The following is a 21,652-nucleotide window of genomic DNA, read 5'->3' on the forward strand; positions in this document are numbered from 1 at the left end:
AGAGCGAAGTCAGCAGCGATGTAATTGCATCCGGGGAGAGTCTCATACAACCTCCCCTTCGCTCTACGAGTTCAGGTAGCCGTCGGCTTGCGATTTAGCCTCTTAACCGAATACGAATGGTCGCCCCCGTTTCGCGGACGATAACGTTCAAAGACCTCTCGACGGAGTACTTCGGTCTGAGTCCAATTCCCCGCGACTGGTACGTCGAAAAGCGCCGCACCATCAACGACCTCGGGAAGAGTCAGAGCCGTCAGGGCGTACTCGAAGCCCTCGGCGAGTACCTGACCGAGCACGCGCCCGGCAACCTCGTCGTCATCGACTCGCTCACCGACCTCATCTCACTGCCCGACGAACAGGTCGACTGGAACGAAGTGACCATGCTCCTCAAAGGGATGAAAAAAGCGTCGCAGGCGTGGGATGGGCTCATCCTCGTGTTGGTCAACCAGGAGAGTCTCACCGACATCCAGGACGACGGACTGGACATCAGCAACGTCCGCAAGATACGGTAGCACGTCGGGCGACGGGCGGCGAGTGCGTGAGCGGCCTTTCGACCGACTGAAACGACACTGTTCGGAGCGAAAGGACTCTGCTCGTCCTGTCAAGAATCTTTGTCGTCGATAAAAATCGTGTTCGTGTGGAGCCGAAACGTTAAGTCAACACTGTGAGGAGTGGGCGTACATCCGATGGCGAGTGAAGATACTGGTAGAGCACACTCAGCATAACTCCCGCAGGCGGTAGACCGGTGGCTGGACGAGAAAGCAGACGAACTCGGCGTCTCCCGAGAGCGACTGCTCTCCGAACTGCTCGCCGCCCATCGCGCCATCGACGAAGACGACGTAATCGATTCCGAACTCGACGCGCTGCGCGAGGAGTTCGGAGACAAACTGACCGACGACCGACGTGCGCGAGCGCATCGTACAGGTCAAACTGGAGACGGACGAGAAAGCTCTCGCCGACCACGACCACCCCGACCTCCGGGCGAAACTGGCGGAATTGGAGGCGTTGAAACAGGCGGTGACCGAACTCGACAGGCTCGGCGAACTCGTCACAGCGAACCGCGAGCGCATGGATTCCGGATTCGAGAACTTCGAATCGGTGCTCGATTATCTCACCGAGACGACCGACGAACTGGACGACAGACTCGACGTGACTGGACGACAGACTCGACGTGCTTGCTCGTGCGCTCGTGTCCATCCGCGACCAGACGCGAACGCTCGCGGCACAAAACGCCGAGCGGGCGGCCACTGCGGAACTCGCCCGGACTGCCAATCATCACGGCATCAAGAGTGCCAAATGTGGCGAGTGCGGAACGAGCGTGACCATCGCACTTCTCACCGAACCGTCGTGTCCCCACTGTGGAGTGACAGTCAATGACGTCGAACCCAAGCGCGGATTCTTCGGTTCGAACACGCTCGTCGTCGGTGCCGTCCCCGCACTGGAGGGCGAAACCCTCAACCCCGAGGTGGACGACTGACTAGACGAGGTGGTAAACGAATGACCGACGACGGGGACGAGCGACGCTCTGCCGAGCAGCAGGATGAACCGCTGGCCGACCTCGCCGCCGAGGTAGAGACGCGTCGGAACCGCGACAGGGAAGCGTTCGAGGACGCCTTCACCGAGGTCGATGTCGAGGACGTCGACGCGGACGACCTCTGGCACGACCTGCTGGCCGAAGACAGCGGCGAACTGGTCGTCGCCGCCCCCCGCGAGGAGAGTGCGAACGACCGCGACGTGCGCACCATCCCGAAGAGCACCTGCCACAGTTGTCCGCACTTCGGCGACCCGCCGAAGCTCGATTGCACCCACGACGGAACCGACATCGTGGCGATGGTCGATACCGAGCACTTCCGCGTCGCCGACTGTCCGATGGTCGTCGACGACGTCGAGCCACTCGACGAATGAACGGTTTCACCGAGACGGCCCTGTCGCTGGTCGACCAGTACGGGTTTTTCGCCGTATTCGTGTTCGCGTTTCTGGAGTCATCGATGCTGTTTCCGTTCTTGCCGAGCGAGCTCGTCGTCCCGTCGGCGGCGGGCTTGCTCATCGATAGCCCGCTCGGGTTCGCGCTGTTCGTGTTCTCGATGACGCTCGGAACGACGGTCGGCGCGCTCGTCCCCTACGTCGTTGGGCGCGAGGGCAACGACGCGCTCGACCGCTACGGGCGATACCTCCACGTCTCCGAGGACGACACGGACCGGGCGAGACGGTGGTTCAAACGGTGGGGCGAACACTCGGTGCTCTGGGGCCGATTCCTGCCGGTGCTCCGCTCGGTCATCTCGATTCCCGCCGGGTTCGCCGAGATGCGGCTTCGAAGATTCGTCGTCTTCACGACGGTCGGGGCGTTCTCGTTCAACGCGACGGTCGCCGGCCTGGTGTACGTCGGCCGCGACGACCTGCTCCACCTGCTCTCGTTATGAGTCGCTCCCGCCCCACGAGTCGTCCCCGACCCAGCAGTTGAATTCCACGACCATCTCGTCCGTCTCCTCGCCGTCGTAGGAGACGACCCGAAACTGGCCGTGCGTCGGGCGTGGCCCGAGATGCTGTACGTACGTCCGGCGGTCGTCGGTCGGAATCTCGTGTTCGAGTTCGCCGGACGAGTCGTACACCCGCAGTCTGTCGGTCGATTCCGGAGCGCCGTCGACGAGGTGGATGCGGAGCTGTGCATCGTCACCGTCGGGGACGACCATCACCGTCTGGAGGACGTCGGGGTCGCCGTGGCTGACCACGGCGGTCTCGCAGTCGGCACTGGAGGATTCCGCCTGTCCGGAACAGCCGGCGATCGCGGTGGTCGCGAGGGCCGTCCCTGCGGCGAGCATCGCTCGTCTCGATAGCGGGGAGGAGCGGGGAGTCATATCGCGAATGACACGACAGCGGCGAATAAGTCTTCTGTGAGGCTGTTACGTGGCGCTTTTGAGGCTGGACCCGTAACTCGTGGTATGCAATTTTGCGACGAGTGCGGTTCCATGATGAAGTCAATGGGGTCGAAGATGGTCTGTACGAACGACGACTGTCAGGCGACGACTGCCAAGGACGAAGAGCGCGCGAAGCAGTTCGTCTCCACCGAAGAACAGGGCGATTCGGCGGTCATCGAAACCGAAGAGGGGGCCGATTTCGAGGGCAAACCCACCGCGAACGACGTGACCTGCGACAAGTGCGGCCACGGCGAGGCGTGGTACACCATCAAACAGACCGCCTCCGCGGACGAACCGCCGACGCGATTTTTCAAGTGCAAGGAGTGTGGCTATCGCTGGCGCGAGTACAACTGACTGCTCTCGAACGCAGTCTCGACCAGTAGAGTTCGGAGAGGCGTCTCACCCCTCGATGTCGGCACCACAGACCGGACAGACGTGACTCCCGGTGCCGTCGTCTTTCGTCCCTGTCCAACCGCACTCCGGACACATCAGGTGGTTCGCCATCCGATTCGACCACTCGACTCCGGCCAGTTAACGCTACTCCCCGGACCGACGACGCTCGCCCATCACTACCGTCACACCGCCCACTCGTCCAGCACCGACGGCGATACGTGCAGATTTTGACCCCAGTCCGACGTTTTACGTACGGCAACGACGACTAGCTGGTATGCGATTACACACCAGAGACGTGCGACAGGACGTGCGCGAACTCGCCGCCCTGTTGGGGGACGTCCTCTCGCACCACGGCTCGGCCGAGGCGTTCGAGACGGTCGAAACCCTGCGGACGGGAGCCATCGACTACCGTCGCGGGGACGCCGACTCCCGTGACCCGCTCCGAGAGGAGATAAGCGACCTCTCGCCCGAGCGTGCCGGCCACGTCGCGCGAGCGTTCGCGACCTACTTCGAACTCATCAACCTCGCCGAGGAACGCCAGCGCGTCCGGGCTATCCGTGAGGGAACGCAAGCGGGAACGCTGGAGGATAGCCTCCGCTCGACGACGGAGACGCTCGTCGACGAGGACGCCGACTCGGAAACCGTAGCGCGCGTGTTGGAGGACGTGAACGTCGTTCCAACGTTCACCGCACACCCGACCGAGGCCCGCAGGAAGACGGTGAAAGCGAAACTCCGGTCGGTCGCGTTCCTGCTCGAAGAACTGGACGAACACCGTCTCACCGACCGCGAGCGCGAGCGCATCGACCGACGACTGGAGAGCGAAATTATCGGTCTCTGGGAGACGCGACAGGTGCGAAAGCGCCGTCCCGAAGTCGCGGACGAAGCGCGGAACGTCCTCTGGTACCTGGAGAACGTCCTCTTCGACGTCGTCGGCGACGTGTACGACGAACTCGACCGCACCGTCGGCGCGGAGTTCGACGTCGAGGTGCCCGAACTGTTCGGCTTTCGGTCGTGGGCCGGAAGCGACCGGGACGGCAATCCACACGTCACGCCCGAGGTGACGGCGGAGACGCTCGACCGCCAACACGACGTCGTGCTGTCGCGCTACCGTGACGAACTGAAACGTCTCTCGGGCGTGCTCAGTCAGGACGGCGACCGCGTCGAGACGAGCGGTCGGTTCGACGCGAGTTTAGAGAGCGACCGAGAGCAGTTTCCCACCATCGCCGAACGAGCGGGAGACCGCTATCCGGACGAACCCTACCGCCAGAAACTGGCGCTGATGCGCGAGCGAATCGACCGCGTCGGCGACGTCCGCCCCGGTGGTTACGACGACGCCGACGAACTGCTGGGCGACGTCGACGCGATTCTCGACAGCCTCCGGGCGAACGGCGGCGAGAGCATCGCCGAGGCGGAAGTCGAACCCCTCCGACGGCGCGTCGAGACGTTCGGGTTCACGCTCGCGTCGCTCGATTTGCGTGACCACCAGGAGAATCACACCAGCGCCATCGCCGAGGTGCTGGAACGCGAGGGCATCGACTACGAGTCGATGGACGAAGCCGAGCGCGTCGAGTTGCTCACCGAGGCGATACTGCAGGACGAGCGGCTCGTCGACTTCGACACGACCGGCCTTTCGGACACCACAGCCCGCGTGCTGACGCTCTTCTCGAAGACCGCCGACTGGCAGCGAGAGTACGGACAGAAGGCCATCGACACCTACTGCATCAGCATGACCGAAGAGGCAAGCCACGTCCTCGAAGTGCTCTTTCTCGCCGACCAGGCCGGCATCGTCGACCTGCCGGGCTACTCCGGACTGGACGTGGTCCCGCTGCTCGAAACCGAGTACGCCCTCTCGGGTGCCCGGCGCATCGTCGGAACGCTGTTCGAAAACGACGCCTACGCCGCCGCACTCGACGCACGCGATGGGGTTCAGGAGATAATGCTCGGGTACTCCGATTCGAACAAGGAGAACGGCTTTCTCGCCGCGAACTGGAGCCTCTATCGCAACCAGAAGCGCCTCGCCAGCATCGGGGACGACTACGACGTGACCCTCCGACTGTTCCACGGACGCGGCGGGTCCATCTCTCGCGGTGGCGGTCCGATGAACGAAGCCCTCCTGGCGCTCCCACGGGAGACCGTCTCCGGACAGGTGAAGTTCACCGAGCAGGGCGAGGCCATCGCCGAGAAGTACGCCAACCCCGCCATCGCGGAGCGCAACGTCGAGCAGATGCTGGACGCCCAGATTCGCGCTCGATACGACGTGTACCGGACCGACGACGAAACCCTCCCCGACGAGTGGGCCGAGGTCATGGACGTCGCCGCGGACGCCGCACGGGAAGAGTACCGCGACCTGCTCGAAACCGATGGGTTCGTCGCCTACTTTGAGGAGACCACGCCGATTCGGGTCATCGAAGACCTCAACCTCGGGTCGCGACCCGCCTCGCGGTCGGGCGAGCGCACCGTCGAAGACCTCAGGGCGATTCCGTGGGTGTTCTCGTGGACGCAATCGCGCTGTATCCTGCCGGGATGGTTCGCTCTCGCGGCGGGCCTCGACGCCTATCTGGAGGACGGCGACCTCGACACGCTCCGCGAGATGTACGACGAGTGGCCGTTCTTCAGAACCACGCTTGACAACGCGGCGATGGCGCTCGCCCGTACCGACCTGGAGATCACGGCAGAGTACGCGACGCTCGCCTCGGACGACCTGCGTGCGGAGTTCTTCCCGCGGTTGCAGGCGGAGTACGACCGCTGTGTCGAGTTGGTCTCCGAAATCACGGGACGCAGTGGGCTCCTCACCCGCGACTGGCTCCGCGAAAGCCTCTCGCGTCGAAATCCGTACGTCGACCCGCTGAACCTCCTGCAAGTGCAACTGCTCCGTCAGTCACACCTCACCGAGACGGAACGCCGCGCGCTCAGACTGACGGTGACCGGGGTCGCCGCCGGGATGAAAAACACTGGATAGCGACCGCCGAGGGTTCACAATAAAGACTACGGACGTTCACGTCGCGTGACTGTCTGGGAAACGATGACAGAACTCAACAGGCGCAGATTTCTCAGACGGGCGGGGAGTTCGTTCGGACTCGTTGGCGCTGTCGGAGTGGGGAGCGCGAACCAACTCAACCGGCTGAACCGGCGGATGGTGTTCGAAGACCCGCCCGAGCTATCCGAGGAGTATCTGAACCGCATCGTCATCGTCACGGACAAGTCGGAACCCGACACGAACGTCCCGTCCGTCGACGGATGCGGGTTCGGCGACCCGTGGCCGCCGGAGACGGTGGACGTGTTCGACGGACTGGTCGTGGAGTGGCGGAACAGAGATACGGCACGGTTTCTCGGTACCGACAGGCGGGTTCAGGCGCAGAAACTCGTCCGTCGCGACCTCTACGTCGAACGCCGCGACCCGGCGGTCGAAATCGGGACGCCGTTCGTCGTCAACAACGTCGTTCGGTGCCCGGGCGGGTTGGTCGGCGTCGAAGCGAATCAGGTTCCGGGGATTCGAATCGAGACGGAGTCGGGGAACGAAGGTGACGTGGAGTGATTCCATCGCCTTCCTGAAAATACTTAACACATTATATGACAAGCAGTGTATGAAACGTCGTCGCCTGCTTTCGCTCTCCGCGCTCGCGCTCTCCGGCTGTGCGAGTACCGCCATCGACGGAGACGAGGCGGGACCGACGTCCCCGACGCAAACGACGACAAGCACGACCGAAACGGCCACTCCGACCGGGACGCCGACCAAGACTCTCGCCGACGAGTCGGTCGAACGACTCGGGGTCGAGTCGATTACGACGCGTGACGGACTGACGCTCACCGTCTCGGACTGCTGGGTGCAACACTCGATTATCTACGCGAACGTCCCGGACGCACTGACCGTCGCTTCGCACGAAGGCACCCAGTTCGTCTTCGCGCTCGTCTCGGCGGACAACGACCTGCCGCCACCTCGCTCCGAGTTCGCCGTCTCGCTCGGCGGGACGGACTACTGGGCGAAATCGGAGTTCGAGGGAGAACTCCTCGAATCGGTCGATTCCGACCGCGACGTAGATTACTATCAGACGCGAGACGAAGACTGGGAGAGCTACGGTCACGGCTGGTTGCTGTTCGAGATTCCCGACGACCCCCGGGGCGAGATGACGATTCGGTGGCACGGCCACGACGCCGACGCATCGTGGTCGCTGACCGACGAACGGGTGGCCGCGCTCACCGCACCGCGACCGCAGTTCGAGGTCGTGGAGTTCGACGCCCCCGAACGCGTCGTCTCCACTCCGTTCGAACTGAGCCTGACGGTTCGGAACGTCGGGGAGGGAGACGGCGTGTTTCGGGGCGTGTTGAACCAGCGTGGCGTCGCGGTGCTTGCGTGGTTCACGTTGCCCGTGCCCGCCGGAGAAACCCGAACGTGGCGGTACGACTATCGCCACGACGCGGAACGGTTGGCACTCCACTGGGACGGTGGCGTCGTCGAACGGAACGTAGAAATCGAGTCGTGAGCCTCGGACGACGGAGACGTCGAACCCTGGCGGCGACTCGAACTCCGAAACCGGGTGACCTTTCAGCACGCACCTCCGACCCGTGAGTGTGAGCGCCGACACCCCGGTTCGCGTCGAAGTGCATCCGGGTCGGGAGGCGGTCGTGGAGTTCAACCCCGACCTCACGTTCGAGTGCGTCGATAGCTGTACGTGGTGCTGTCACCACGGGGTCTTGCTGTACGACCGCGAGTTCTTCGAACTCGGCGAGCGAGCGAACTTAGACGAGGCGACCACGCGGTTCCGCGGCGAGGATTTCGTCCGACGCGAGGAGAAAGGCCACGAACACACCGCCGAGGACGGCCAGGCCTGTCACTTCCTGCGGGAGGACGGTCTCTGTGAACTCCACGCCGAACACGACTGGAAACCGGCACGCTGTTCGGTCTATCCCCTCTCGGTTCGCCGCGAGGAAGGCGAGATACACGTCGACATCCGGGACTCGGCGGGCGACCACTGCGAGGGGATGAACGTGAGCGACCGCAGGATAGTGGACAATCTCGACGCCTTTCTACCGGAGTATCTCTGGGAGTTGGAGAATCCAGACTCGACCCGAGAGCTCTAATCGCCGTCGGTGAGAGCGTCCTCGCGGAGTTCTCGTCCGCGTTCCGTCTCGATATCGAGTTCCGGTACCGGCGTCGGTTCGCCGTCGTCGTCCACCGCGACGTAGACGAAGTACGATTCGGTGGTCCGTTCGCGTTCCCCCGTCCGGGGTTCCTCGCGGAACGCGCGGAGTCGGACTCTCACGCTCGTCCGTCCGGCGTCGTAGACGTAGGATTCGATGACCGTCGTGTCGCCCACCGGGATGGGGCGCTGGAAGTCCATGTGGTCGACGCTGGCGGTGACACAGGTTTCGCCCGCGAAGCGCATCGCCGACATCGCGCCGATTTCGTCCATCCACTTCATCACGATACCGCCGTGGGCCGTCTCGTAGTTGTTCGCGTGATTCGGTTGGACGCGTTCTCGATTCTCGATGTACGTATCCAGCAGCGTCGGCATGGGGAAGGCTACTGCTGGCGGGCGAATAGTCCTTGTGTCGGTCGACGAATCGTCGTCGAACCGCGCTCACGGACTGGCGATGGTCATCCACGCGACGAAGACGACTATCCCACCCAGGGCCGTGCTGGCGACAGCGTGCGTGCGGAGTTCGTCGAGGAGGTGGTGGGCGTGGTCGGAGAGTTGCGCCACCTCGTACACCTCGCCGCCGAGTTCACAGCGCGGGAGGAAGTCCATCGCCACGTGGAGGAAGACGCCCGACGCGAACCCGAAGACGAGACCGTTCACCGCACCACTGGATGGCAGTTCGAGGAGCGCCGAAAGCATGGCCGTGATGCCGACGCCAGCAGAAGGCAAGAGCAAGATGGACGGCGGTTTCCCCTCACGCTGGAGGCGGTGGGCCGCGGCGTACCCCGCGGGCCCCTTGTGCGAGACGATGGCGAGTCCGAGCAAGAGACCGATGTCCGCGTTCCCGTAGACGAGTCCGATGATGGCCCCCGCCGCGAACGAGTGAGCGGTCAGTTCGACGGCGGCGTGGTCGAAGGGCACGTCCATGTGCATCGCTCGGTGGCCGATCGTGTGTGCCGCGAAGCCGGTGAGGACACCGAACGCGATTCCAAACCCGCCGAACTGCGGATGGTGGGCGATAGCCTGCGGGACGAGGAAGACGGCGGCGCTGGTTATCATCGCTCCGCTCGCGAGGCCGAACGCCCAGACGAGTTTCTTCGCGTGCGTGGACTCGCCCGCCCGCGCCCCGAGCACGGTGCCCCCCGCCATCGCGCCGAACGCGGCCCACGCGATGACGAGCACCTTCTCCAGACCGGCGGCCACCGTGAACCACGAGAGGACGACGAGTGTGACGAACCCGGCGAGTCCCAGCCGAGATAGTCGTGACATGGTTATTAATCCGACTGCGTTTGTTATTAAACCCGTCGTTTCTCGGCCACAAAACTATTTTCCAGTGACAGACTCGCCACGAGTGGCTGATTCGGTGTCCATGCGCGTACTCCAGTTCACGTGGCGAGACTGTCTGTTCGTCCACTGGCCAGTCGAATACGACGCCCTCCGAACCGTCGTCCCCGATTCGCTGGCGCTCGATAGCTACGACGGACGGGTGTGGGTCAGCGTTCTCGCTTCGACTGTCGAAAACGCCAGACCACCAGGAGTGCCGCCACAGTTCGGGATGACGTTCCCGCAGGTCAACTTCCGAACCTACGTCCGACTCGGCCAGACGCAGGGCGTCTACTTTCTGAGTCTCGACACCGCCAGTCGGTTGGCGACTCGGGTCGCGCGGTCGCTCTATCGACTACCGTACTACCACGCGACCATCGCCACGAATCTCGGCGACTCACGCCGCGTTCGCAGTCAACGCGTTCACGCCGACGCACCCCCCGCAGAGTTCGAGGCGACCTACCGACCACAGGGGTCCGCGACCACGCCGGAATCGGAGTCGCTCTCGTCGTTTCTCGCGGAGCGATATCGGCTGTTCGTCCCCCGAGACGAACTCCTCACCGCTCGCGTCGAGCACGACCCGTGGTATCTCTACGACGTGTCGACGGAGGTCGCCGCGGATTCGCTGTTCGAGGCGGTCGGCCTGCCTGCGCCGGCCGAAGAACCGCGCGCGCGGTACTGTCCACGCATGGCGTTTCGCGTTCACGCCCCGAAACGACTGGCTGACTGACGGAGATCGCCGACCGGACGAGACAGCGAAGCCAGTTTTTCGACGAGAAGTGCCGTGCGAGTGGCGTGTGGCGACGTCGGTACCACCGTGAAACCCCTCACACGAAGCGGTTGTGCCCGCCCACGTCTGGCCGATGGTTCTTCGACGACAGCACGGTGACGGCCGAAAGAGGGAAAACCCGGCCTCAGACGGGCAGGAGATTGAAATTCACGGAGGTAGAGAAGAAGGTCATGGGGGTTTGTGACATCTGCGAAACACGGAAGTCGAACGGAACGAAACTGGTCGGCCGCACAGGCGAACTGTGGGTGTGTCGGGGGTGTATGATGCGAGCGGTGACCGGCAAGAAAGAGGAACTGTCGTTCATGGACTGGTGAGTCGGGGAACCATCGATTCTGTGGGTCCGTACGGCACCGAGACGATGCGCATCGGGGGAGTACCGGTCGCGGCTCCGAGCGAGTGCGCCGAGTTTTATGTCGCTGCTCGTCGTTGTGAAACCCGATGACGAACACACGGGCACGCGGACTATCACGTCTGCGCTACGCGAAAAACGACGCCGACTTCGAGAGCGATGGGACGCGATGTGCTGGGTGGCTCTACACGCCAGAAGGCGTCTCGAATCCGCCCGTCGTCGTGATGGCGCACGGATTCGCCGGGGAGCGAACGTTCGGCCTGCCGGACATCGCCGAGCAGTTCGTCGCCAACGAGTACGCCGTCTTCCTCTTCGACTATCGGAACTTCGGGGACAGCGACGGCGAGCCGAGAAACCTCGTGAACCCCGCTCGACACGTCGCCGACTGGGAGGCGGCTATCGACCACGTCAGGGGACTCGACGCCGTCGACCGCCGCCGTATCGCACTCTGGGGGACGTCGTACAGCGGTGGGCACGTCATAGAGGCCGCAGCGGGCGACCACCGACTCTCTGCGGTCGTCGCGCAGGTCCCGTTCGTGGACGGTCGGGTAGTAGCCCGCGAGGCAGGCCTCAAGAAACTCCTCCGCGGAACGGTCGCCGGAGTCCGTGACCTCATCCGAAAGTACACGTTCAGAAGCCCACACACGGTGCCCGTCGTGGGCGACCCGGACGAGTTCGCCGTGATGAACACGCCGGGCGCGAAGGCGGGCATGCTCCACCTCGTCCCCGACCCGCCGGTGTGGGAAAACGAGATACCGGCGCGAGCGTTTCTCGACATTCCGTTCTATCGCCCCGTTTCGGCCATCGAATCGGTTCCCTGTCCGCTCCTCCTGGTGGCTGGACGCGACGACGACATCGTTCCGTCATCGTCCGTCGAGGCGGCCGCAGAGCGCGCCGACGCCACGTACGTCGAACTCCCGGTAGGCCACTTCGACGTGTACGAGAGCGCGATGGAGGAGGTGCTGGGGTACGAGACGGCGTTCCTCGACCGGCACGTCGGCCGGTAGTCGTGTTCCGGACGGGGCGAACTGTCGAACTGCAATCGGCCTTCGTTCGGTTCGAACGCTCGTATATCGCCGAGGACGAACTGCCACGGTCGGAGGACGCGAGCGCCGCGACGAGTTAGCCGACGGCCCACACGAGGAGCCACGCCCCACCAGCGAGAACGGAGCCACCGACGAGAAGGAGGTAGTTCGCCACCGGGTCGTTCGCGGGCGTCACGTCGAGCGTGTAGTGTCGGGGGGAAACTGGCCAGAACGGGCGGATTCCCATCGGCGTGATGACGTCGGCGAGGAGGTGAGAGACGACCGCGAGCGTTCCGACGAACAGTCCGAATCCGGCGAACCACGGACCGCCGAGGAGGCCACCGACGACACCGGCGACGAGGCCGACGACGAGTGCGAAAGCGAGCGAGTGTGTCCCGCCACGGTGGCGGAGTCGGTCCGTCTTCGTATCGAGGTCGGGCAGCATCGCCAGCGCGAGGAGCACGCCCCCGCCGACGAGCGCGCGGTCGGTCAACCCGACCGCGACGAGGAGACAGCCGAACGGCGCGTAGAGGGCGAGCGCCACGCCGTAGTGGCCCGGTCGGTACATAGTTCCGACAGGGGCCGCAGGCGGTTAACCACGACGAAACGAGATGACGAGTCGGAGAGGGCAGAGCACGGGACGGAAGAGTGAGAGGGCAGAGCACGGGACGGAAGAGTGAGAGGGCAGAGCACGGGACGGAAGAGTGAGAGGGCAGAGCACGAGACGGAAACCGGTTTTACGCGCCCACGCTTTGCTTGCGACATGGACGAACTGACGGTAGTCGTCACCGGCGGGACGCGAGGAATCGGCGAGCAGGTCGCACGCGAGTTCGCAGACGGGGGCGCGAGCGTCGTCATCTGCGGGCGCGACGCGGACGATGTCAAGACGGTAGTCGCGGACATCGAAGACACGGGTGACGTGACCGGACTCCGGGCCGACGTGCGCGACGAGTTCGACGTCGAACGCCTGATGGAGACCGCTGCCAGATTCGGCGATACGGATGGCGTCGACGTGGTGGTGGCGAACGCGGGCGTCTACCACGGAACGCCCGGTGAGACGCCACTCGCGAGCGAGTCCTACGCCGCCTTCGACGACACGTTCCGAACGAACTGCCGAGGGGTGTACGCGACGATTCGAGAGTCACTCCCGCACCTCGCGGACGACGGACAGATACTGGTCCCCACCGGCGGAATCGGTCACCTCACGAAAGCAGGGTACGGTTCCTACGGAGTGTCGAAAGCCGGAGCAGAGGCGCTGGTTCGGGGGTTCTCTGCCGAACTCGACCAGACGGTCGTGGGCATCGACCCCGGCGTGGTCGCCACGGAGATGATGGACGGGGCCGGACGCGACCCGGCGGACGTCGCCGAACTGTTCGTTTGGGCCGCTACGGAGGCGACGGACGTGAACGGAGAACTCGTCGGGTTGAAACAGTGGCGGCAGGCGACGAAGTAGGTCGGATCGTGCGTCGAGCGGCGTCACGGTGACGTTCGGCGTCGAAAAACTACACCGTCGACCACGACGAGGGGCGAGCGTACCGACGCCAGAGCGGTTCGACTGACCGCTCGTCGGTTCTCTCCCTCACCCAATCGAATCCTCACCCTCGCCGTTCGAATCCTCACGGCGGAAGTCGCTCTAGCTCGGGGGTCGCCCCCGCACGTCCGGCGGCACCTTCCACCGCGACGCTTCGCGTCGTTCTGCGTTCGACGAACGCTGTATCGTACGAAGTGACGAGACGAACGAAGATTTTTGCTTCCGAATGTTGTACTCTGTGAGAATGGTGGGGGCACAGAGATTTCCGGAGGGAGTTCGATGGTTCGATTAGACGAGTGGTTCGTACGCGATTCGGAGACGAACGCCGCCTCGTCGGGGTTGCTGGTCGGTATCGTTCTCTCGTTCGCGCTAGCCGGTATCGTTTTCGAGCAGTTCGTGACGGCTGGGTTCGCCCTCGTCGTCGCGACGGTGTCACTCGTACCCGCGGTCCTCGCGCGGTCGTGGCGGAAGATGCTCCCGTTCCCGTTCGTGCTGGCCGCCGCCCTCCCGCTCGCAGTCGGCCTCTTCCGGCCCGACCTCGCCAGCGACTTCGTGGACGCACTCTCAATCGCGACGCTGGCGCTGCTCGTCGTGGTCGATTTGCATCTACTGACGGCGGTGCGAATGACGCCCTCGTTCGCCGTGCTTTTCGTAGTCATCACGACGATGGCCGTCGCCGGGTTCTGGGCGGTCGGTGCCGGATTCGCCCACGCCACGTGGGGAACGGCGTTCGTACAGACGAATCGGCAGTTGATGTACGTCTTCATCGCGGCAACTGCCGGAGGCCTCGTGGCCGGCGGCGTCTTCCGGTGGTACTTCCGGCGGCGTGAACGGGCCGACGCCCGATTCGTCGAGGAGGTAGAGTACACGTGAAACTCCGCGAGCACCTCCACCTCTCGAAGGGACGGCAGGCACAACTCGTCCGCGTGATGCAGGTCGGACTGGTCGGTATCTTCGTCGCCGGACTCTGGCAGAGGAACACCGGCATCGTAGTGAACGCGTTCGCCGGACTCGCCGTCACACAACTACCGGCGTTGCTCGAACGGGACTACGACATCACGATGGATGTCGGTCTCGTCCTCTGGATCACGACCGCGATGTTCTTACACGCGTTCGGTACGCTCCAGATTCCGGGTATCATCGACCTCAGTGCGTACAAGTCGGTGTGGTGGTGGGACCACATGACTCACGCGCTGTCGTCGTCGCTCGTGGCCGGGGCCGCCTACGCGACTGCGCGGGCACTCGACGAGCACACGGAGGGATTGAACCTCACGCCCCGGTTCATGTTCGTCTACCTCCTGTTGTTCGTCATGGCGTTCGGCGTCGTCTGGGAACTGGTAGAGTTTTTCACCAGCGAGTTCGCACGGCTACTCGGTATCGGCGGAATCCTCACGCAGTACGGACTGGACGATACGGTTCTCGACCTCTTCTACAGTACCGTGGGCGCGCTCGTCGTCGCCATCTGGGGGACGGCGTACCTCTCTGGCGTGACCAGACGACTCCTCGCGCAGTTGTCTTCGGACACCGCAGACCGGTGACGTTGCCAGTCCGTCTGGTTCCGATACGTCGATACCCCGATTTATACCCTCTGCCGTCGTATCGGACGGTATGGAACACGTCGAGTACGTCTACACCTTCGGCATGGACGAGACAGAGATCGAAGACAGACTTCGGGAGGCCGGGACCGGAATCCTCTCGCTCGCACGCGGTGACGACGCCTACGCCATCCCAGTCGGATGTCACTACGATGGCGAGCGGATGCTTCTCCGGTTCGCCGTCGAAGACAGTGGTGATAAGATGGACTACGTGGAGACGACCGACACCGCCTGTTTCGTGGTCTACGACGCGAACGGCGACGAGTCGTGGAGCGTCCTCATGACGGGAACGCTCCACCCGGTCGCCGAGTCGTTCGACGAGTCAGCGGTTAACGAGCTATTCCTGCCGCTTCGCGTGTTCGACGAGAACATCGACGACGTAGAGCCGAAGATATACGAACTCGAAATCGAGCACGTGACGGGACGGAAGACGTAGAACGACCAGAAACTAAAGACGACGTGAAATCGGCGAAGAGCTACTTTCGACCGCGTGCTGCGAGTTGATAGGGAGTACGGTCCGCATCCCCTCGACGAGAGATTCGATGTCGACGCTCTCGGCTCGGGTCGTTCGTTTCTCGACTGCTTCGTAGCGTTGGCGCCACTCGTCGATGAACCGTTCTTCGATACCGTGGTCTCGTATCGACTTCGTCACCCGTGCGATTGCCTCGTCGTCGTCCAGGTCGAGGTCGTTCGGCGAGATGATGCCGTGTTCCAGCGCGTAGACGATGGGACCCGCGGTGTAATCGCCCTCGTGGAGTTCGCGCTCCCACGTCGTCGTCCAGTTACCGATGCGGGCCATCGGTTGGAGTTCCCAGATGACCGACCGAACCGCAGAGAGGTCGGTGGGGACGAATGACGGAGAGAACATCAGGTCGATACCCGCGTACGGAAACATGAGCATGTTGTGAGGGTCGTAGTGTTGTATCCCCGCCATATTCGACAGTTCGATGTGGTCGTTGACGACACACGAGTAATCGATAGAGAGGAGGGTTTGGCGGAGGTCACATTCGAAGATATCTCGGTACTCGTCGTGTTTTGGGGCGGTTGCGACGCCTTCCTCGAAGACGTCCCAGACGCGCCGGATGAACCGAAGTTGCTCGGTGTCGACGCCGTCACGGTCGGGATGTATCCTCGTGGAACGAAACGGAATCTGACGCGCTTCTTCGAACGTCTCTCGGTCGTGGCCGACCTCCTCGAGGTCGTCGAGGAGGGTCACGAACATGGTGAGAATCGTCTTCTACGTCCGTGCCGTTGCGGCGAACTTCGGCGGAACAGACGACAGGGTAAACGACGGAAAGAGAGAGTATATCGACTGCCAGAGGTACCGGTCACGTTCGCCGGCGACGTCGTCGTACTCATCTGCCAGTTCGGCGACCGATTCTGGAAGTGTCGTCGCAGATATTTGTTCGAAACGCTGTGGAGGGTGTCGCAATTCGTCGATAGTGTCCTGGCGGGGCATCTCTCTATTTTTTGTTTCGATTAGATAATAAAAACATTTCTGCTACATCAGTTCCAAACAACTGGAAAGGTATTTAATGTTGCTAGCTGTAACGGTTGGGAACAGGGCGGTGGTTAATGACATGGGTAGTCCAGACCCGATGATATACAAAACGGCGTTTCGAGAGACGAAAAATCCGGCAATCATCACCGATGCGAACTTCGTCGTCACGGACGTGAACGAGGCCTGTGTCGAATTCACCGGCTAGCGCCGAGACGAGCTAATCGGCGATATCCCACTCGAACTGTTCAACCAACAGGAAGTGTACGAAGAGATGATTTCGGTGCTCGCCAGTGGCAATCCGTGGGTCGGGGGATTCGAGACGAAGACCAAGAACGGTCGAATAGTCCACGGTCGCGGGTCGTGCGTTCCGGTGGTCGTAGACGACCAGTTGCAGGGGTACGTTGGCTTTTTCACCGACCTCACCGAGCGCCGCCAGTACGAACAGAGTCTTCGAATCTTGAACCGCGTCCTCCGTCACAACTTGCGAAACGACGCGACCGTCATTCTCGGACACATCGACATCGTGGCCGACGAACTGGAGGACGAGCGGTTGCGTCAGTCGCTCTCTATCGCCCGAAAACACGTCGATTCGCTCATCCAGTGCGCCGAAACCGCCCGCAATCTGGACGAACTCCTCTCCGAACGAACGACGCCGTCGCTGTTTCCCGTCCGCCTCGGCGACGTACTCGAACAGGAGATCGACGCTGCCCGAGAGCGGTTTCCCGACGCCGAATTCGTCACCGAGTTCGACGAACGCGTCTACGTCGCTTCCGACGACGCCCTCGGAGTGGCGTTCGAATCCGTCCTCTCGAACGCGATCGAACACAACGATTCATCGGTGCCACGCGTGACCGTTTGGTTCGAGTACGATGAGTCGTCCGTCACCGTCGCGGTAGAAGACAACGGTCCCGGCGTCGCCGAAGACGAACACGACCTCATCTTCGGTCGCGAGGAGGTCAGTCAACTCCACCACGGACAGGGTCTCGACCTCTTTTTCGTCGACCGACTGATGGAGAAGTACGGTGGCGACATCTGGGTCGAAGACGGCGACGACGGAGCGATGTTCAAACTCCAGTTTCGGACGACGACGGCGAAAGACGACGAGAGTGGAGAGCGGTAAAGACGGTGGCCGGTGGCCGAATCCGTCCGCCGGAGAGATCAACTGCGATGGGCCTCCACCGCGTGTCGTCGCCCGTCGAGTCGCGTTTGGAGGTAGCCTTTCGACAGAACTTTAGTCTCATCTGATATATCGCGTCGTATGACCGATACGTACGACAAACTCGTCCGGGACCGAATCCCGGAGATCATCGTGGAGAACGGCGACCGACCGAGGACACACGTCGCGGAGGCTACAGAGTACGACCGGCGACTCGCCGAGAAACTGGACGAGGAAGTCACCGAGTTCCACGAGTCCGGCGACCAGGAGGAACTGGCCGACGTGCTCGAAGTGGTCTACGCGCTCGCCGCCCGTTCCGACGTTTCGCGCGACGATTTAGAGCAGTTGCGAGCCGAAAAAGCCGCCGAGCGCGGCGGCTTCGAGGACGGAATCGTGCTGGAAGCCGTCGAATAAAAACGGCATGCACAGGCAACCTCGGCGCAGTTACGGCTTCGGAGTGAACCGCCGGTATGTCGCTCACGACGTACACACTCGTCATCCGCGAAAACAAGACCGAGGAGGGACTGGTTGCAGAGTTACGTGGTGAAGGAATCATCGAGGATTCGACGAGAATCTCGTACAACGACTACGGTCTGACAGCGGTGCGAGAAGACTGGACGCCGAATGAACAACACATCGACGTCACCGCGGACGTTCGGACGATTCGACTCCAGACCGAGCGTAAAGGCGGGGAGTTTCAGTTCAGAGTGCTCGGCGACGGCGAGACACTCACCGAAGAGCGCGTGACCGACGACGACTGGAACGTCGTCTCGGTCGAGTGACGACGAGCGGCCGACGCAGAGTGTGCGAATCGTCAACGATAACTGTCGGTGGTACGATGTGAGAGCAGATGAGCTACGACGCCGTGTTGTTCGACAACGACGGGGTGCTGGTCGAACCGCCAGCGAGTTCCGTTCTCCGTGAGGCCGCCGTGGCCGCGTTCGACGAGTTCGACGCTGAGCCCGACCCCGACCACCTGAATGCCGTCGCTCGCAGTGTCACGCCCGACGACCTCCACCGGGTGTGTGGGGCCTACGGCATCGAGGTCGAAGAGTTCTGGCAGGCACGCGACGACGACGCCTCCGAGGCCCAACTGCGAGAGATAGAGGCGGGGAGAACCACCACCTACGACGACGTGGACGTGCTCGAATCGTTCGACCGACCGCTCGGCATCGTCAGTTCCAACCAGCACGCGACCATCCAGTTCATGCTCGACTACTTCGAGCTCGACCACCACTTCGAAACGTTCTACGGACGCCCCCCGACCATCGACGCCGTCCATCGAAAGAAGCCCGAACCGTACTACCTCGAACGGGCACTGGCCGATCTGGCGGTCGAAGACGCCCTGTTCGTCGGTGACAGTGAGAGCGACGTTCTGGCCGCAGACAACGCCGGACTCGACTCGGCGTTCATCCGACGCCCGCACCGCGCCGAATACGACCTCACTGCCGAACCGACCTACGAAATCGAGGGTCTCACCGGGATTCTTCCCCTTCTCGAATAGGAGCGTTCGGTCGAACGGCACGAAAGTCGTCTCATCGGCGACGACGCGTCCGAACGGCTGTTGCGAACGACCCAGAGTCCCGACAGCGATACCCGTCGGGATGGGTCTCGTGTCTGTATCGACTCGCTCGTGCGTTCGAAGATCCGCTTCAAATGTCGTTCATTCGCTGCTGGGACGACCGACCGCATCGCACACATTCCGTGACACGATACGGCTCGCGGGAGTATTCGGCGTTCTCCGCTTCGTCGCTCTCCGTGATTATCTCGACAGAGACGCGGTGTTGCGTCTTGCTGGTACAGTTTTCGCACTGTTCGACAGTCTCTCCGAGTTCTGGTTGTTTCGTTGACATCGTTGAAGTGGATATCGAATGGCTCGGTTTACAAGTACTAGCCGGAGCCGTCCTTCGTTACCTGATAGTCGTCCCCTTACCGCAATCGTCGTTGCAGTTGCGTTAGCAAGCCACTCTTCCGTGCCCTCGTTCCCACAGAATCCCGATACGAGGATGCGTACACCGTCGACTGCCTCGCACTCGGAACTGGCGGTTCGGTCGACGTGAGGACTCGAAGCCAGCCGGGAGCGGTGTCCCGATTCGAGCGAGGTGAGGATGTACGAGTGGCCCTCTCCCAGCGAGGGTCAGACTCCGGACCGGATCCGAAAATCGAGCACATCCGAGCGACATCGGTGACGAGACGTTCACCGCCACACCGATGGGGGTCGACGGTGAACCGGTCGGCCTGGACGGAACTGGAGGCGAGAGTTCGTGACCGAACTTCTCGACGGTCCGTGGACGACTGCTATCCAGCCGCAGAATCCGGTTCGCCGGTCGTCGGGGTTTCGATGGTCGTGGTCGACGTTTCGTCGGTAGCGGTTCCGGTCGTCGTCGTCTCGTTGACAGGAGCAGTCGTCGCAGTGGTCTCGTCCGTGGTAGTCGTCGCAATGGTCGTCGGTCCGGTCGTGACCGTCGAAGTGGTGGTATCGCTCGTCGTCACAGTCCCGTTCGGCGGGGCGGCCTGCTGGTTCCCCGTGACGGTGGCGGACGTCGTCGTCACGGTTCCGGCGGCGATGTTGCCGGAGCCGAGCGTTTCCGAGTCGGTGAACAGCCCCAGCGACGTGTTCACGGTGCTCGCTCCGAACACCAGGACGACCGCCAGCACGAGCACGAGGAGTTTGTTTCTCGTCCCGTTCATCGTCGCGTCCCCTCCACTTGTTCCGATTCGAACTCGTCGAGCGCCCGGTCCGTCTCGACGCCATCGTGGTTCGAGTCACTCGTCGCCGCCTTGGCGTGCGAGTACACCTCCGTAACGACGAGTAGTACGGAGGGGACGACGACGAACGCGAGGATGCCGAGTTTCGACTGAGCGAAGCGCATGAGATAGCCGAGATACGGGATGTGGAACCAGACCTGTCCGACGACTCGTTTCGCAGGAACCAGTCTGGGGTCTGGCTCCTCGTTCGCGTCGCCCTTCGTCCGGAACTGCAGACCGTCCTCGCGTTCGACGACTTCGACGACGCGGTGGGTCGTGCGACTCGGGCGACTGTCGGTCGTCTCGAACGTGATGATGTCACTCGCTTCGATAGACTGCACGGATATATCACGGACGACGACGTCGCCAGCCTTCATCGTTGGACTCATGCTCCCCGAGACGACCACGTAGCTCTGGTCCGCCCCGACCAGTTGCGGAAACACGACGATAGCCATCAGGGCGACTCCTGCGACGAGGACGGCCAGCACGCCGATGCGAACGGCCCGCCGCACCGACGGCGTCGAGTCGCTCATGCCGGTGGTCTCCCTTCTTGTCCGAGGCGGTTTTCGTGGTCGTGGTGTCTGTGTGCGAGCGCGGACACGACGAACAGCACCGTGACGACGAGTCCCCACGCGATGTCCGGGAGCAGATTGAAGGGAAACAACTCGAACCACGCGGTCGTGACGAGGGCGGCGGATAGTCCGCCGAGTCCGAGGTAGTAGCTACTCCAGGGAATCCCATTGTGGGGAACGATGTCCAGGTACACCTCTAGCTTCGTGGCGGCCTCCGTGAGTCGGACCTCGCCGGCGTTCGAATCGAACTCGACGATGCCGCCGTCGTCCATCTTCGGCAGATGGGACTGTCGAATTGCGGTGTAGACGCGCATCAGTTGTTTGTACGTGACCTCGTCGAACGAGACGTCGTTTTCCCACGCCGCGAGTCGTTTCGACAGTTCGTGGAGTGAGACGGGTCCGTCCTGCTGGAGGAGATAGTGCATGATGTGTCGCCGAAGCTGATTACTCAGCAACTGGAAGGCGACGTCCTGTGTGAGTTCGGTCGGCCCGTCGGCACCCAAAGAGGAGCGACTCTGCTGAACAGCCGTCGCGCTCATGGTTCGATACTGCCGTCTATTTCGTGATTGGATTTCTCGCTCATGTCTCTCACCCGATATCGTTAACGTACGACACACGG

General features: G+C 62.8%; 32 protein-coding genes. 21 read left to right on the top strand and 11 right to left on the bottom strand.

Translation table 11 applies throughout. The annotated features are described in order from the left end of the window. The first annotated feature begins 116 nt into the window (after nt 1-116). The gene (locus ACR3FF_RS16975; protein ID WP_458189283.1) at nt 117-509 is read left to right on the top strand and encodes a hypothetical protein; all 393 of its coding nucleotides are present in this window, start codon (nt 117-119) and stop codon (nt 507-509) included. Nucleotides 510-713: 204 nt separating this feature from the next. On the opposite strand, the gene ACR3FF_RS16980 is transcribed toward ACR3FF_RS16975, so the two are convergent. Beyond that, nucleotides 714-914 (bottom strand): hypothetical protein, encoded by a 201-nt coding sequence (locus ACR3FF_RS16980; RefSeq protein ID WP_458189284.1) that lies wholly within the window; start codon nt 912-914, stop codon nt 714-716. Between ACR3FF_RS16980 and ACR3FF_RS16985 the strand changes: the two genes are divergently transcribed. From ACR3FF_RS16985 to ACR3FF_RS16995, 3 genes are all read left to right on the top strand, one after another. Next, on the top strand, nt 901-1,374 hold the full coding sequence (locus ACR3FF_RS16985; protein ID WP_458189285.1) for a hypothetical protein: 474 nt from the start codon (nt 901-903) through the stop codon (nt 1,372-1,374). The genes ACR3FF_RS16980 and ACR3FF_RS16985 overlap by 14 nt on opposite strands. Before the next feature lie 120 nt (nt 1,375-1,494). Then, nucleotides 1,495-1,902, top strand: coding sequence for a DUF8135 domain-containing protein (locus ACR3FF_RS16990; protein ID WP_458189286.1), 408 nt, complete (start codon nt 1,495-1,497; stop codon nt 1,900-1,902). After that, nucleotides 1,899-2,417, top strand: a complete 519-nt coding sequence (locus ACR3FF_RS16995; RefSeq protein ID WP_458189287.1) for a DedA family protein — start codon at nt 1,899-1,901, stop codon at nt 2,415-2,417. The genes ACR3FF_RS16990 and ACR3FF_RS16995 overlap by 4 nt, the downstream gene beginning before the upstream one ends. Here the strand turns inward: ACR3FF_RS16995 and ACR3FF_RS17000 are convergent. Further along, complete coding sequence (locus ACR3FF_RS17000; protein ID WP_458189288.1) at nt 2,412-2,852, bottom strand: hypothetical protein; 441 nt, start codon at nt 2,850-2,852, stop codon at nt 2,412-2,414. The genes ACR3FF_RS16995 and ACR3FF_RS17000 overlap by 6 nt on opposite strands. A gap of 84 nt (nt 2,853-2,936) precedes the next feature. Between ACR3FF_RS17000 and ACR3FF_RS17005 the strand changes: the two genes are divergently transcribed. The 5 genes from ACR3FF_RS17005 to ACR3FF_RS17025 all read left to right on the top strand — a co-directional run bounded on the left by ACR3FF_RS17005 (nt 2,937) and on the right by ACR3FF_RS17025 (nt 8,384). Next, nucleotides 2,937-3,266, top strand: a complete 330-nt coding sequence (locus ACR3FF_RS17005; RefSeq protein ID WP_458189289.1) for a transcription factor S — start codon at nt 2,937-2,939, stop codon at nt 3,264-3,266. Nucleotides 3,267-3,579: 313 nt separating this feature from the next. Further along, nucleotides 3,580-6,264, top strand: a complete 2,685-nt coding sequence (gene ppc / locus ACR3FF_RS17010; RefSeq protein ID WP_458189290.1) for a phosphoenolpyruvate carboxylase — start codon at nt 3,580-3,582, stop codon at nt 6,262-6,264. Nucleotides 6,265-6,309: 45 nt separating this feature from the next. After that, nucleotides 6,310-6,840 (top strand): hypothetical protein, encoded by a 531-nt coding sequence (locus ACR3FF_RS17015; protein WP_458189291.1) that lies wholly within the window; start codon nt 6,310-6,312, stop codon nt 6,838-6,840. A gap of 49 nt (nt 6,841-6,889) precedes the next feature. After that, nucleotides 6,890-7,786 (top strand): hypothetical protein, encoded by an 897-nt coding sequence (locus ACR3FF_RS17020; protein ID WP_458189292.1) that lies wholly within the window; start codon nt 6,890-6,892, stop codon nt 7,784-7,786. An 88-nt stretch (nt 7,787-7,874) separates the two neighbouring features. Beyond that, a complete protein-coding gene (locus tag ACR3FF_RS17025) occupies nt 7,875-8,384 on the top strand; it encodes a YkgJ family cysteine cluster protein (RefSeq protein ID WP_458189293.1) in 510 nt (169 codons plus the stop codon). Here the strand turns inward: ACR3FF_RS17025 and ACR3FF_RS17030 are convergent. Further along, nucleotides 8,381-8,818, bottom strand: a complete 438-nt coding sequence (locus ACR3FF_RS17030) for an acyl-CoA thioesterase (RefSeq protein ID WP_458189294.1) — start codon at nt 8,816-8,818, stop codon at nt 8,381-8,383. The genes ACR3FF_RS17025 and ACR3FF_RS17030 overlap by 4 nt on opposite strands. Before the next feature lie 66 nt (nt 8,819-8,884). Beyond that, nucleotides 8,885-9,712 (bottom strand): ZIP family metal transporter, encoded by an 828-nt coding sequence (locus ACR3FF_RS17035; protein ID WP_458189295.1) that lies wholly within the window; start codon nt 9,710-9,712, stop codon nt 8,885-8,887. 100 nt (nt 9,713-9,812) lie between these two features. Here ACR3FF_RS17035 and ACR3FF_RS17040 point away from each other — a divergent pair, with 100 nt between their 5' ends. The 3 genes from ACR3FF_RS17040 to ACR3FF_RS17050 all read left to right on the top strand — a co-directional run bounded on the left by ACR3FF_RS17040 (nt 9,813) and on the right by ACR3FF_RS17050 (nt 11,912). Then, the gene (locus tag ACR3FF_RS17040) at nt 9,813-10,496 is read left to right on the top strand and encodes a YqjF family protein (protein ID WP_458189296.1); all 684 of its coding nucleotides are present in this window, start codon (nt 9,813-9,815) and stop codon (nt 10,494-10,496) included. Nucleotides 10,497-10,726: 230 nt separating this feature from the next. Beyond that, on the top strand, nt 10,727-10,870 hold the full coding sequence (locus ACR3FF_RS17045; RefSeq protein ID WP_458189297.1) for a hypothetical protein: 144 nt from the start codon (nt 10,727-10,729) through the stop codon (nt 10,868-10,870). Between the two features lie 124 nt (nt 10,871-10,994). After that, nucleotides 10,995-11,912, top strand: coding sequence for an alpha/beta hydrolase (locus ACR3FF_RS17050; RefSeq protein ID WP_458189298.1), 918 nt, complete (start codon nt 10,995-10,997; stop codon nt 11,910-11,912). A 115-nt stretch (nt 11,913-12,027) separates the two neighbouring features. Here ACR3FF_RS17050 and ACR3FF_RS17055 read toward each other — a convergent pair whose 3' ends face one another. Continuing rightward, nucleotides 12,028-12,498 carry a metal-dependent hydrolase gene (locus ACR3FF_RS17055; RefSeq protein ID WP_458189299.1) on the bottom strand — a complete coding sequence of 157 codons (471 nt, stop codon included), beginning with the start codon at nt 12,496-12,498 and terminating at the stop codon, nt 12,028-12,030. A 195-nt stretch (nt 12,499-12,693) separates the two neighbouring features. Between ACR3FF_RS17055 and ACR3FF_RS17060 the strand changes: the two genes are divergently transcribed. From ACR3FF_RS17060 to ACR3FF_RS17075, 4 genes are all read left to right on the top strand, one after another. Continuing rightward, nucleotides 12,694-13,383 (top strand): SDR family oxidoreductase, encoded by a 690-nt coding sequence (locus ACR3FF_RS17060; protein WP_458189300.1) that lies wholly within the window; start codon nt 12,694-12,696, stop codon nt 13,381-13,383. Between the two features lie 357 nt (nt 13,384-13,740). After that, nucleotides 13,741-14,334: a hypothetical protein gene (locus tag ACR3FF_RS17065; RefSeq protein ID WP_458189301.1), complete on the top strand. Its 594-nt coding sequence runs from the start codon at nt 13,741-13,743 to the stop codon at nt 14,332-14,334. Beyond that, on the top strand, nt 14,331-14,999 hold the full coding sequence (locus tag ACR3FF_RS17070) for a DUF2238 domain-containing protein (protein ID WP_458189302.1): 669 nt from the start codon (nt 14,331-14,333) through the stop codon (nt 14,997-14,999). The genes ACR3FF_RS17065 and ACR3FF_RS17070 overlap by 4 nt, the downstream gene beginning before the upstream one ends. 70 nt (nt 15,000-15,069) lie before the next feature. Next, nucleotides 15,070-15,492: a pyridoxamine 5'-phosphate oxidase family protein gene (locus ACR3FF_RS17075; RefSeq protein ID WP_458189303.1), complete on the top strand. Its 423-nt coding sequence runs from the start codon at nt 15,070-15,072 to the stop codon at nt 15,490-15,492. 12 nt (nt 15,493-15,504) lie between these two features. Here the strand turns inward: ACR3FF_RS17075 and ACR3FF_RS17080 are convergent, their stop codons facing one another. Both ACR3FF_RS17080 and ACR3FF_RS17085 read right to left on the bottom strand, forming a co-directional pair. Further along, on the bottom strand, nt 15,505-16,278 hold the full coding sequence (locus ACR3FF_RS17080) for a hypothetical protein (protein WP_458189304.1): 774 nt from the start codon (nt 16,276-16,278) through the stop codon (nt 15,505-15,507). Between the two features lie 15 nt (nt 16,279-16,293). Further along, nucleotides 16,294-16,515: a hypothetical protein gene (locus tag ACR3FF_RS17085; protein WP_458189305.1), complete on the bottom strand. Its 222-nt coding sequence runs from the start codon at nt 16,513-16,515 to the stop codon at nt 16,294-16,296. A gap of 121 nt (nt 16,516-16,636) precedes the next feature. Here ACR3FF_RS17085 and ACR3FF_RS17090 point away from each other — a divergent pair, with 121 nt between their 5' ends. The 5 genes from ACR3FF_RS17090 (at nt 16,637) to ACR3FF_RS17110 (ending at nt 19,217) form a co-directional block, all read left to right on the top strand. Next, nucleotides 16,637-16,762 (top strand): hypothetical protein, encoded by a 126-nt coding sequence (locus ACR3FF_RS17090; RefSeq protein ID WP_458189306.1) that lies wholly within the window; start codon nt 16,637-16,639, stop codon nt 16,760-16,762. A 15-nt stretch (nt 16,763-16,777) separates the two neighbouring features. Further along, nucleotides 16,778-17,677 carry a PAS domain-containing sensor histidine kinase gene (locus tag ACR3FF_RS17095; RefSeq protein WP_458189328.1) on the top strand — a complete coding sequence of 300 codons (900 nt, stop codon included), beginning with the start codon at nt 16,778-16,780 and terminating at the stop codon, nt 17,675-17,677. Between the two features lie 138 nt (nt 17,678-17,815). Next, nucleotides 17,816-18,127 carry a nucleoside triphosphate pyrophosphohydrolase gene (locus ACR3FF_RS17100; protein ID WP_458189307.1) on the top strand — a complete coding sequence of 104 codons (312 nt, stop codon included), beginning with the start codon at nt 17,816-17,818 and terminating at the stop codon, nt 18,125-18,127. 56 nt (nt 18,128-18,183) lie between these two features. Further along, on the top strand, nt 18,184-18,495 hold the full coding sequence (locus ACR3FF_RS17105; RefSeq protein ID WP_458189308.1) for a hypothetical protein: 312 nt from the start codon (nt 18,184-18,186) through the stop codon (nt 18,493-18,495). Nucleotides 18,496-18,563: 68 nt separating this feature from the next. Next, nucleotides 18,564-19,217 (top strand): HAD family hydrolase, encoded by a 654-nt coding sequence (locus ACR3FF_RS17110; protein ID WP_458189309.1) that lies wholly within the window; start codon nt 18,564-18,566, stop codon nt 19,215-19,217. Nucleotides 19,218-19,365: 148 nt separating this feature from the next. Here the strand turns inward: ACR3FF_RS17110 and ACR3FF_RS17115 are convergent, their stop codons facing one another. The 4 genes from ACR3FF_RS17115 to ACR3FF_RS17130 all read right to left on the bottom strand — a co-directional run bounded on the left by ACR3FF_RS17115 (nt 19,366) and on the right by ACR3FF_RS17130 (nt 21,572). Beyond that, entirely contained in the window at nt 19,366-19,566 is a 201-nt protein-coding gene (locus ACR3FF_RS17115; RefSeq protein ID WP_458189310.1) for a DUF7835 family putative zinc beta-ribbon protein, read from the bottom strand. 445 nt (nt 19,567-20,011) lie between these two features. Continuing rightward, complete coding sequence (locus tag ACR3FF_RS17120) at nt 20,012-20,404, bottom strand: hypothetical protein (protein WP_458189311.1); 393 nt, start codon at nt 20,402-20,404, stop codon at nt 20,012-20,014. Then, complete coding sequence (locus ACR3FF_RS17125; RefSeq protein WP_458189312.1) at nt 20,401-20,994, bottom strand: signal peptidase I; 594 nt, start codon at nt 20,992-20,994, stop codon at nt 20,401-20,403. The genes ACR3FF_RS17120 and ACR3FF_RS17125 overlap by 4 nt, the downstream gene beginning before the upstream one ends. After that, nucleotides 20,991-21,572: a DUF7344 domain-containing protein gene (locus tag ACR3FF_RS17130; protein WP_458189313.1), complete on the bottom strand. Its 582-nt coding sequence runs from the start codon at nt 21,570-21,572 to the stop codon at nt 20,991-20,993. The genes ACR3FF_RS17125 and ACR3FF_RS17130 overlap by 4 nt, the downstream gene beginning before the upstream one ends. Nucleotides 21,573-21,652 lie beyond the last annotated feature (80 nt).

Source organism: Haladaptatus ordinarius (genome assembly GCF_054177595.1).

Coding starts and splice junctions, on each gene's coding strand:
- ACR3FF_RS17080 (WP_458189304.1), bottom strand. CDS start 16,278: ATGTTCGTGACCCTCCTCGACGACCTCGAGGAGGTCGGCCACGACCGA.
- ACR3FF_RS17125 (WP_458189312.1), bottom strand. CDS start 20,994: ATGAGCGACTCGACGCCGTCGGTGCGGCGGGCCGTTCGCATCGGCGTG.
- ACR3FF_RS17120 (WP_458189311.1), bottom strand. CDS start 20,404: ATGAACGGGACGAGAAACAAACTCCTCGTGCTCGTGCTGGCGGTCGTC.
- ACR3FF_RS17055 (WP_458189299.1), bottom strand. CDS start 12,498: ATGTACCGACCGGGCCACTACGGCGTGGCGCTCGCCCTCTACGCGCCG.
- ACR3FF_RS16980 (WP_458189284.1), bottom strand. CDS start 914: ATGCGCTCGCGCACGTCGGTCGTCGGTCAGTTTGTCTCCGAACTCCTC.
- ACR3FF_RS17035 (WP_458189295.1), bottom strand. CDS start 9,712: ATGTCACGACTATCTCGGCTGGGACTCGCCGGGTTCGTCACACTCGTC.
- ACR3FF_RS17110 (WP_458189309.1), top strand. CDS start 18,564: ATGAGCTACGACGCCGTGTTGTTCGACAACGACGGGGTGCTGGTCGAA.
- ACR3FF_RS17040 (WP_458189296.1), top strand. CDS start 9,813: ATGCGCGTACTCCAGTTCACGTGGCGAGACTGTCTGTTCGTCCACTGG.
- ACR3FF_RS17105 (WP_458189308.1), top strand. CDS start 18,184: ATGTCGCTCACGACGTACACACTCGTCATCCGCGAAAACAAGACCGAG.
- ACR3FF_RS17065 (WP_458189301.1), top strand. CDS start 13,741: ATGGTTCGATTAGACGAGTGGTTCGTACGCGATTCGGAGACGAACGCC.
- ACR3FF_RS17090 (WP_458189306.1), top strand. CDS start 16,637: ATGGGTAGTCCAGACCCGATGATATACAAAACGGCGTTTCGAGAGACG.
- ACR3FF_RS17115 (WP_458189310.1), bottom strand. CDS start 19,566: ATGTCAACGAAACAACCAGAACTCGGAGAGACTGTCGAACAGTGCGAA.
- ACR3FF_RS17050 (WP_458189298.1), top strand. CDS start 10,995: ATGACGAACACACGGGCACGCGGACTATCACGTCTGCGCTACGCGAAA.
- ACR3FF_RS17045 (WP_458189297.1), top strand. CDS start 10,727: ATGGGGGTTTGTGACATCTGCGAAACACGGAAGTCGAACGGAACGAAA.
- ACR3FF_RS16990 (WP_458189286.1), top strand. CDS start 1,495: ATGACCGACGACGGGGACGAGCGACGCTCTGCCGAGCAGCAGGATGAA.
- ACR3FF_RS17060 (WP_458189300.1), top strand. CDS start 12,694: ATGGACGAACTGACGGTAGTCGTCACCGGCGGGACGCGAGGAATCGGC.
- ACR3FF_RS17000 (WP_458189288.1), bottom strand. CDS start 2,852: ATGACTCCCCGCTCCTCCCCGCTATCGAGACGAGCGATGCTCGCCGCA.
- ACR3FF_RS17020 (WP_458189292.1), top strand. CDS start 6,890: ATGAAACGTCGTCGCCTGCTTTCGCTCTCCGCGCTCGCGCTCTCCGGC.
- ACR3FF_RS17030 (WP_458189294.1), bottom strand. CDS start 8,818: ATGCCGACGCTGCTGGATACGTACATCGAGAATCGAGAACGCGTCCAA.
- ACR3FF_RS17075 (WP_458189303.1), top strand. CDS start 15,070: ATGGAACACGTCGAGTACGTCTACACCTTCGGCATGGACGAGACAGAG.
- ACR3FF_RS17005 (WP_458189289.1), top strand. CDS start 2,937: ATGCAATTTTGCGACGAGTGCGGTTCCATGATGAAGTCAATGGGGTCG.
- ACR3FF_RS17085 (WP_458189305.1), bottom strand. CDS start 16,515: ATGCCCCGCCAGGACACTATCGACGAATTGCGACACCCTCCACAGCGT.
- ACR3FF_RS16975 (WP_458189283.1), top strand. CDS start 117: ATGGTCGCCCCCGTTTCGCGGACGATAACGTTCAAAGACCTCTCGACG.
- ACR3FF_RS17100 (WP_458189307.1), top strand. CDS start 17,816: ATGACCGATACGTACGACAAACTCGTCCGGGACCGAATCCCGGAGATC.
- ACR3FF_RS17130 (WP_458189313.1), bottom strand. CDS start 21,572: ATGAGCGCGACGGCTGTTCAGCAGAGTCGCTCCTCTTTGGGTGCCGAC.
- ACR3FF_RS16995 (WP_458189287.1), top strand. CDS start 1,899: ATGAACGGTTTCACCGAGACGGCCCTGTCGCTGGTCGACCAGTACGGG.
- ppc (WP_458189290.1), top strand. CDS start 3,580: ATGCGATTACACACCAGAGACGTGCGACAGGACGTGCGCGAACTCGCC.